This is a genomic window from Acetatifactor sp. (assembly GCF_982438285.1).
In genome coordinates this window covers 1-8,330 of record NZ_CEWDFQ010000117.1, presented here as the reverse complement: position 1 = coordinate 8,330, position 8,330 = coordinate 1, and the positions used below count along the sequence as shown (strand labels likewise).

The window sequence follows — 8,330 nt, the reverse complement described above, 5'->3', positions numbered from 1 at the left end:
ATTTGGCAATCCAGAAGGATGAAAAAACGGGGATGGAGTTCTTGATTAACATGGATCAGCCATTATCAGCTAATGTACGGGTGACTGATGAATTAAAAAATATTTTGAATGATCTGTCGGAAAAAAGAAATATTGATATAAAGGAAATGCCCTTACAAGGCGGATTGGCAGTCAATCAGGATCCGAAGACGGGAATAAACTATTTAACATTCAGAGGAAATGAAGGAAAAGGCGCTTCGTTAATCTTCTTATCTGAAAAAGATGCTGAGACATTTTATAAAATAGTTGATGAATTTCAAACGTATGCAGTTAGTTCACAACGGTCAACAGCAGCTTTATATGCAGTGCTTGAAGTATCAGGAAATCTAAAAAGGGAAAAGGAAGGTTTTACATACTTAACTCCTGATGGAATTACATATATTCCATATGACGGCGATCCTGACAAAGCTTGGGAGATAGATATGCCAAGTTCATGCTATTCTACAGCCAGGAAGTATCTGGCAGCAGGAAATGCCTGCACAGATGTAAACACGTGGATAAAAATGCTCCAGGGAATTAAGGTATATTATGGAGATGTTTCAGAGGATAAGCCATATAAAGTTAACGGCTTAGGGGGATATTCTTATATGTTTACATAAAAGCCTGTGTGTTTCTGGACTATAAGTAAAATATTAGAATTATTTGCCAGCAAAATTTTATGAAATGCGGTCTGCAATTGCCTTATTTATTATAAAGATTTATATATCGCTTGGACTCGTGAGAGAGAGCGTATTGATTCCGAATGACTGAAGAATCAGTAATAACAAATATTTGCATACAGTCTGCTTATGAAAGCAAGATTAAGACAGTCTAAAATGAAAGATTAATTTTAGGCTGTTTTTATTTTTGCCCATTTAGGTGGCATATATCAGCTATAAATAGCGCATTTCTGCACTCTGAAAAATAGTCCGGATCAGTTATCATAGTCACAGGCTTGAAAAAGCCATGAATACTGAAAAATGAATAGGACACGCATACATCTGATTTTATTTTCGCCTTTATCCATAGAAACTTTGGTTCCCGGATAGGGGTGGCAGAAACCCATTTCGTGCGACGAAGCTCCTTGGTGCGGATAAGCTCCCGGATAGTATATTTCTGTCTGCAGTGCTGGTCCGGCATTATGCCCGTGAAGGTTCTGAGCAGAGGTTTGTGTCTACCGGACGCGGCAGCCGGAGATAATGAGATAAAACAGCACCGGAATTTCGGCGAAACGCATTTTCCGGGAGTGGCTACCTGCGGATGCGGTCAGGGATGGAGCAAAATCCATGATTGGGCAATGACCAAAGTGCAGTGAGGGAGCGCTATCCCTGTGTATGTTACCCGGCTGGGGGATTCTGCCGAGAGGCAGATTTTGAAAGACATCCATGCAGGATTGTTTTCTGGAAATAAAAAGTCTTTTACTGCTTGGAAAAAGGATTATTCAGAGGTTATCTTTTGAGATAAGGGAATGGAGCTGTCCGCTTTTTTATCTCAGGAGATAACAGCCGGCGTATCTTTCTGTAATAATCTAAGAAAGAGCAGGTACAGAGATATGTGCAAGACAGGTATTATGCCAGATGCTGCCGGGGAGAATCTTCCTGCGGCTGTTTTATTTTTGAATTCCAATAAATCTGAGGAAAATATCCGTAAGAAGGCTGCAAAGGCCAGAGAAAAATGTCTCTCTCATGGAATTGTGCTAGGGAATGACGTGGTCGTAAATAAGGGACCGGACAGGGATATTGACCGTGATGCAGTCAATCTGCTCATTTCCTTTCTGCTGACCGGGCAGTATGACCTGGTGGCAGTGGACAAGCTGGCAGATCTGGCAGAGGATGGGGACGACCTGGAAGAATTTATGAAAGATGTCGGAAATATAGGTGTAGGTTTTCTGGAATTATCCACGATGAATTTTTATATGTACCAGAAAGAAAAGCCTGCCGCTGACAGTATCATCTGGATATGGGACGGTGGTGGCGGCTGCTGATGAAGATTCGGAGAGGAGACATTCTGTATGTGGATTTCGGCGGCCAGTACCAGGGGAGTATGCAAGGGGGAATGCGTCCTGTGGTGGTCGTCAGCAACAACATGGCGAACAGGCACAGCACCGTAATTACGGTGGTTCCGCTTTCCAGCAAAATCTTTAAAAAGAAAAACCTTCCCACCCATGTGTTCGTGTCAGCGTACAGGGCGGAGGGACTGGAGCAGCACAGCATTGCCCTTTGTGAGCAGGTGACAGCCCTTGACTATGGCAGAATTATTGAGAACATGGGAAGGGTGGATGGGGAAACCCTTGCGAGGATTACAGAGGCGGTGCAGGTGCAGATAGGGGTATTTGATAAGTATAACTGATAAAACGACAGCAGGAAACAGAAGCTTTCCTGCCGGGATGACAGGAGGAAGCATGGAAAGAGAAAAGTATGAGACAAATTTACCGTATGAGTCTGAAACCAGGGATGGAGAGACACAGATAAATGAAAGCAAAAATGCTGTTTATCAATGGATGCTTGACGCTGCGAACCGGTATTCGGCTGATGTTCCGCAGGCAGTCCTGGAGGAAATACAGTCACATTACCTGCGCGAGGAAGACTGTGTAATCACGATGGAGGAAGCGGCCCGGAAGGTTACGCCTGACATGATTGAGAAGTATATCGCGGCAGAGCTGAATTTCCGTCTGAAGGATTTTGATCCGGAGATGAAGGCAAATGAAACTGAAAGAATACTGGAAAAGCTGAACAAGCCTCTGAGTGATGATGAGGCAAGAAAGGTTGGGGCAAATTGGATCATTCCAATGTGAAAGCCTGTGAAAAAACTGAAAGAAAGGCGGCTGAGGAAGCTCCGGATATGCAGGAGCATGACCAGGCCGCAGGAAGGAATGGGCAAAAGGAAAGAAGCAGATAGAAGAAAAAGGAACCACAGCGAAGCCGGGCGGATTGTCCGGCTTTTACATATCTGCCTGAAAAGGGCAGGATGTGCCTTTCATGCCGCAGAATATGGAAGGAACAGGCAGAAATTTATGTTATGGGACAATCTGCCGTACGAATACAATAGGAAAGAACAGGCATAAAGAGGAAGCATTATGGATTTTTCAATAGAAGAATTGAAGCGTATGCAGTCAATGAATATCATGGACTTAAAGAGGGAGGAGCTTATCCGTGCAGAGGAGATCGTGATTGACACCGGGCGGTGCGTGGAAAGCCGCATTCAGTCCTACATGGAACAGACAGGCAATCCATTCGCCCAGAATGTGGGGGAATATATTTTGCAGATTGGCTTTATGGAAGGAACAAATGATACGATAGATGACCGCATGATTCTGCTGACTAAGAGGAAAACGCAGATTATGGTCTGAGAAAAATAACTGTTTCATCAGGAGGAACGCAGATGAAAGCAAAAGAATTTTATAATGTAGCCATTTATCTCCGTTTAAGCCGTGATGATCTTTCCACCGCAGGCGGAAGGGATATTGGCAGCATTGACGCAGAAAGCAACAGCATCCGTTCACAAAGGGACATGATCCGTTCTTATATCCGCTCACAGGATAATATGGAAATCTACGATATTTATGTAGACGATGGTTTTTCCGGGGCCAATTTTGACAGACCGGAATTCAAGCGGATGATGCAGGATATAGAGGCGGGGAATGTTGACTGTGTCATAGTAAAGGACTTATCCAGATTAGGACGAGATTATATAGAAGCCGGGCGGTTGATTCAAAAGACCTTCCCGGCTTTTTCTGTGCGTTTTATCGCCCTTACAGACCATTTTGATTCACTCACAGCGGATTATCATGAGACGTCGCTGGTGGTTCCCGTGAAAAACTTTGTCAATGATTCTTATTCCAGGGACATATCCGGCAAAGTGAGAAGCCATCAGCAGGCAAAAAGGGAAAAGGGAGACTTTATCGGCGCATTTGCTGTCTACGGATACCGGAAAAGCGATAAAAACAAAAATCTTCTTGTGCCGGATGACTATGCTGCTGGTATTGTACGGAAAATCTTTGCATGGAAGATTGACGGTTACAGCAGCTTTGCCATTGCACAGCTGCTGGATGGAATGGGGATTCTTTCCCCGATGGAATATAAAAAGATGAATGGGGAGAAATACCATACCGGATTTGTGACCGGAGTAAAAACAAAGTGGTCAGCAGTTGCGGTCAAGAGGATTCTTACAAATGAAGCCTACATTGGGACGCTGGTGCAGGGCAAGGATGAAAAAGTAAATTATAAAGTGAAAAAGTCTATCAGGAAGCCGGAGGAAGAGTGGACGAAGGTTAAGGAAGCCCACGAAGCAATTATTTCAAAAGAGGATTTTGAGATCGTACAGGATTTGTTAAAGGTAGACACCCGTGCAGGAAACGGAGAAAAAAAGGCGCACATCTATGCGGGACTGCTGTTCTGTGGGGACTGCATGGAACCAATGACACGCAGAGTAAACCGTTACAAGGGAAGGGAAACAGTTTCTTTTATCTGTTCCACAAAGAACAGGGGCGAAGGATGCAGCGGACATAAAATCCCAGAGGAAGACTTGAACCGTCTTGTACTGAATGGCCTGAAACAGCAGGTATCATTGTTCTTAGATAAAAGCAAGGTGCTTGAGGCAATCGGGCAGATGGAGATTCATTTTGAAGAAGTGGCAGCTTTTGACAAGGAGATTGAAAGGCTGCACAGCGAACAGGATAAATATCTGACGCTCAGGGCCGGCTTGTATGAGGATTTCAAAAAAGGAATCATTACGGAGGAAGATTTTAAGAATTTCAGGGAAATTTATGAAAAACGCTACCAGGAAATTCAGCAGGCGGTCCGCAGCCAGGAAGAGACGATAAAAAGACTCTTTCAGTCGGGCGTATCCGCAGGCATGAATCTGGAGCGGATGAAAACGGCAATGCAGGTTACAGAGCTTGACCGTACCACACTGGTTACCTTTGTGAAACGGATTCTTGTGTATGAAGATAAGCGTGTGTATCTGGAAATGAGATTTAAGGAGCTGTTTTCAAAGGTGATTATGCTGGCAGATTATATAGATGCAGATAAGCAGCATGGAAAGGGGGGAAAGCCGGCTCTGCCGGCTGGAGCATATGGCAAGAACCTCTAAAAAGCGGAAGGCATTTTCTGATGCAGCAGATAAGCCGAAAAAAATGTATTCTGTGGGTATTTATGCAAGGCTTTCCGTAGATGGAAGCAAGGCAGGCGGGAGGGATGCCTGCCTGCGGGCACGGAAAAATGAATCCATTGAAACACAGATTGAAATTGCAGAGGATTTTATCAGCAGGCAGAATGACATGACTGTATTTGACTGCTATACCGATATAGGAAAGACCGGAACGGATTTTAAAAGAGAAGGCTTCGAACGCATGATGCGTGATGTAAGGATGCGGCGGATTGACTGCATCATAGTAAAGGATTTGTCACGTTTTGGGAGAAACCACATCGAAACGGGAAACTATATCGAAAAGATTTTTCCATTCATGGGGGTCCGCTTCATAGCGGTTACAGACCATTTTGACAGCATGAACCTGTCCGGCGGGGATGAGACATGGGGTGTCAGCCTGAAAAATCTGGTCAATGAAATGTACGCAAAGGACATTGCTGCTAAAGTGAAAGCCAGCAGGAAAGAAAAATGGGAGCAGGGCAGCTATACAGGCGGTGTACCTCCTTATGGATACCGTGCAGAGTGGATTGGTGATAAAAAATGTCTTTTTATTGAGGAAACCACATCGGATATTGTAAAAAAGATATTTCAGCTGTTTCTTTCCGGAAAAAACAGGAAAGAGATTGTACAGTGGCTCTATGAGAACAGGGTGGCCAGGCCTACGGAATATCACAAAACAGGAAATATATACTTTAGAGACGGGGAGCAGCCTGTGCAGTGGTCCAAGGAGACCGTAAAAATGATTCTGACAAATCCGGTCTACATGGGCTGCCTTGTGCAAGGGCGGACCTGCGGAAAAGATTACATGATGCGCAGCAGGCATGATATTGATTCCGGGGACTGGTCCGTAAAAGAGCATACCCATGAGGCAGTCATCAGCGAGGATATGTTTTTTGAAGCCGCCGCAAGGTTTGAAAAATCATCTGTTTACTGCAACAAGAAAGGATATTCCAAAGCGGTTCCAGTAGAGGAAGACATATTTGCGGATGTCCTTTTCTGCGGTGACTGCGGCTCGAAAATGACAAGGATCACTGCCATAAAACAGTTCAGCTCTAAAGACAGGGTGAGGACATACAGCTATAACTGCCCTAAGAAGGACCGGATTGACGGGGAAAAATGCGTTACGAAAAGCATTACCCTGGCATCACTTACCGATATTGTAAAGGAAGCGGTCCGGCAGGAATTTTCCCTTTCTGCAATGCGTCCCAAAGAGCTTGTGGAAAGCAATAAGCGGGAGGCAGAGGCCCAAAAGAAGGAATGGAACAGGCAGCTTCTTCACATTCAAAAAAGGATTGAAAATGTAAAAAAGCTCGGAAGCGAGCAGTACCTGAAGTACCGCATGGGGGAAATGGACGAGGAAAGCTTCCGGCGGGAAAAGGAAGGCAGCGATAAAACCACTCTTCTCCTGCAGAAGAAAAGTGCAGACATTGCAGAAAGATTAAAGAAAATAGACTTTGAAACGGCACAGAAGAACCATTTTCTGCGCACTTTGGTAAAGGGGAGTGAAAAAACAGAGCTGACATCAGAAGCAGTCCGTACTCTGATACACAGGATCGAAGTCTATCCAGATCACAGGGTAAAGGTAATATTTGCTTTCAGAAGGCAGGATGTGCAGTTTGGAAAGGAGGACATTTAGAATGAAAAGGTATCAGATTGCAATCTATATCCGCTTGTCAAAAGAAGATGACAGATGCAAGGAAGAAAGCAACAGCATCACAATGCAGAGAAGCCTTCTGAAAAGATATGTGAAGGATCATTTTGCAGATTATGACCTGCATGAGTTTTGTGACGACGGCTATACGGGAACCAACTTTGAGCGCCCAGGCGTGCAGGATATGCTTGAGCGGGTAAGAAATAATGAAATCAACTGTATCATTGTGAAGGATTTTTCCAGATTTGCAAGAGATTATATAGAGCTTGGTTCTTACCTTGAGCAAATATTCCCTTTTTTAGGCGTCCGTTTCATTTCCTTAAATGACAAATATGACAGTGACAATTATCAGGGCAGCATTGCGGACATTGATGTGAATTTTAAAAATCTTGTATACGACCTTTACAGCAAGGATTTATCAGGGAAGGTGCGTTCCGCCCTTGCTGTGCGGAAGGAACAGGGGCAGTATGTAAGCGGAAACAGCCCGTTTGGCTATGAGAAAGACCCAAAGGACAGACACGCCCTGCTGATTGCCGGGGACGAAGCAGAGGTTGTCAGACGCATTTACTCTTTAACCGTAGAGGGATATACGGCATCTGAGATTGCCAGACTGTTTAATGAGACCCATGTAAAGACGCCCATTGAATTTAAGATGGAAAAAGGAAAAACCAGCAGGATTCCTAAAGGGAACCGGTTTATGTGGACTGCCAGCACTATATGCCAGATATTAAGAAATGAAATATATATCGGCAGCATAGTGCAGAAGAAATACGAAAAGGACTTTGTGGGCGGAAAAAACCACAGAAAGCCCCGGGAAGAATGGCTGGTCAGTTACGGCCACCATGAACCGATTATTGACAGGAAAGTGTTTGACAAGGTGCAGGAGGGGCGTGGAAAGAAAAGGAATCCCCAGCGTCATCCCACACATCCGCTTACCGGGAAGCTGGTCTGCGGCTGCTGCAGCAGAAATCTGAGTTACCGTGCAGGTCTTAATCCATATTTTACCTGTCAAAACCGATATTCCAATGCAATGGATTATTGTGTGGATAAGGCCAATGCAATGTTCTTAGAGCAGTATGTCCTGCTTATGATGCAGGACAAACTGGAGACAGAGGGAGAGCTTGAGAGGCTCTGCGTGGAGGCAGCAAACAGGCTGGATGAGGAAATGAAGGAGCTGAAAGAGAAAGGGAGCCTGCTGGCAGCCAGGATACAGAATATAAAGCAGCAGAATTTTGAGGCTTATCGGAATTATGCCAGTGGCAGGACAGACAGCTTCCATTCGAATCAAATGGAGGCAGAATCAGCAGAAAAGAAGCTGAATGATTTGAATGAGCTTCTTAGAAAGCTGGAAGCATCTAAGGTTAATATGGAACGTGAGAGGGAAAAGCTGGGTAGCGCAGGCAGGTCTGCGGTGCTGTCAAAGGATATGATGGACCGCTATATAGATAAAATCGTAGTCTGCGATGAACAGCGTATTGAAATCTTTTGGAAAGAAAAATCTAAGGTGTGTGGC

The 8,330-nt window shown here is 44.6% G+C and carries 8 protein-coding genes; all 8 read left to right on the top strand.

Annotation, left to right across the window (positions count from 1 at the left end):
* Positions 1-638: hypothetical protein (locus AC1WIP_RS07460; RefSeq protein ID WP_481141261.1), on the top strand; the 638-nt coding region annotated here is incomplete at its 5' end.
* A 932-nt stretch (positions 639-1,570) separates the two neighbouring features.
* Positions 1,571-2,002, top strand: a complete 432-nt coding sequence (locus AC1WIP_RS07455) for a hypothetical protein (protein WP_481141260.1) — start codon at positions 1,571-1,573, stop codon at positions 2,000-2,002.
* A complete protein-coding gene (locus AC1WIP_RS07450) occupies positions 2,002-2,367 on the top strand; it encodes a type II toxin-antitoxin system PemK/MazF family toxin (protein ID WP_481141259.1) in 366 nt (121 codons plus the stop codon). The genes AC1WIP_RS07455 and AC1WIP_RS07450 overlap by 1 nt, the downstream gene beginning before the upstream one ends.
* A gap of 52 nt (positions 2,368-2,419) precedes the next feature.
* Positions 2,420-2,812, top strand: a complete 393-nt coding sequence (locus AC1WIP_RS07445) for a hypothetical protein (RefSeq protein WP_481141258.1) — start codon at positions 2,420-2,422, stop codon at positions 2,810-2,812.
* 282 nt (positions 2,813-3,094) lie between these two features.
* Entirely contained in the window at positions 3,095-3,367 is a 273-nt protein-coding gene (locus AC1WIP_RS07440; RefSeq protein ID WP_481141257.1) for a DUF6870 family protein, read from the top strand.
* A 32-nt stretch (positions 3,368-3,399) separates the two neighbouring features.
* Positions 3,400-5,109: a recombinase family protein gene (locus AC1WIP_RS07435; protein ID WP_481141256.1), complete on the top strand. Its 1,710-nt coding sequence runs from the start codon at positions 3,400-3,402 to the stop codon at positions 5,107-5,109.
* The gene (locus AC1WIP_RS07430) at positions 5,039-6,802 is read left to right on the top strand and encodes a recombinase family protein (RefSeq protein WP_481141255.1); all 1,764 of its coding nucleotides are present in this window, start codon (positions 5,039-5,041) and stop codon (positions 6,800-6,802) included. Before AC1WIP_RS07435 ends, AC1WIP_RS07430 begins: the two co-directional genes overlap by 71 nt.
* Position 6,803: 1 nt before the next feature.
* On the top strand, positions 6,804-8,330 hold a 1,527-nt coding region (locus tag AC1WIP_RS07425; RefSeq protein ID WP_481141254.1), incomplete at its 3' end, for a recombinase family protein.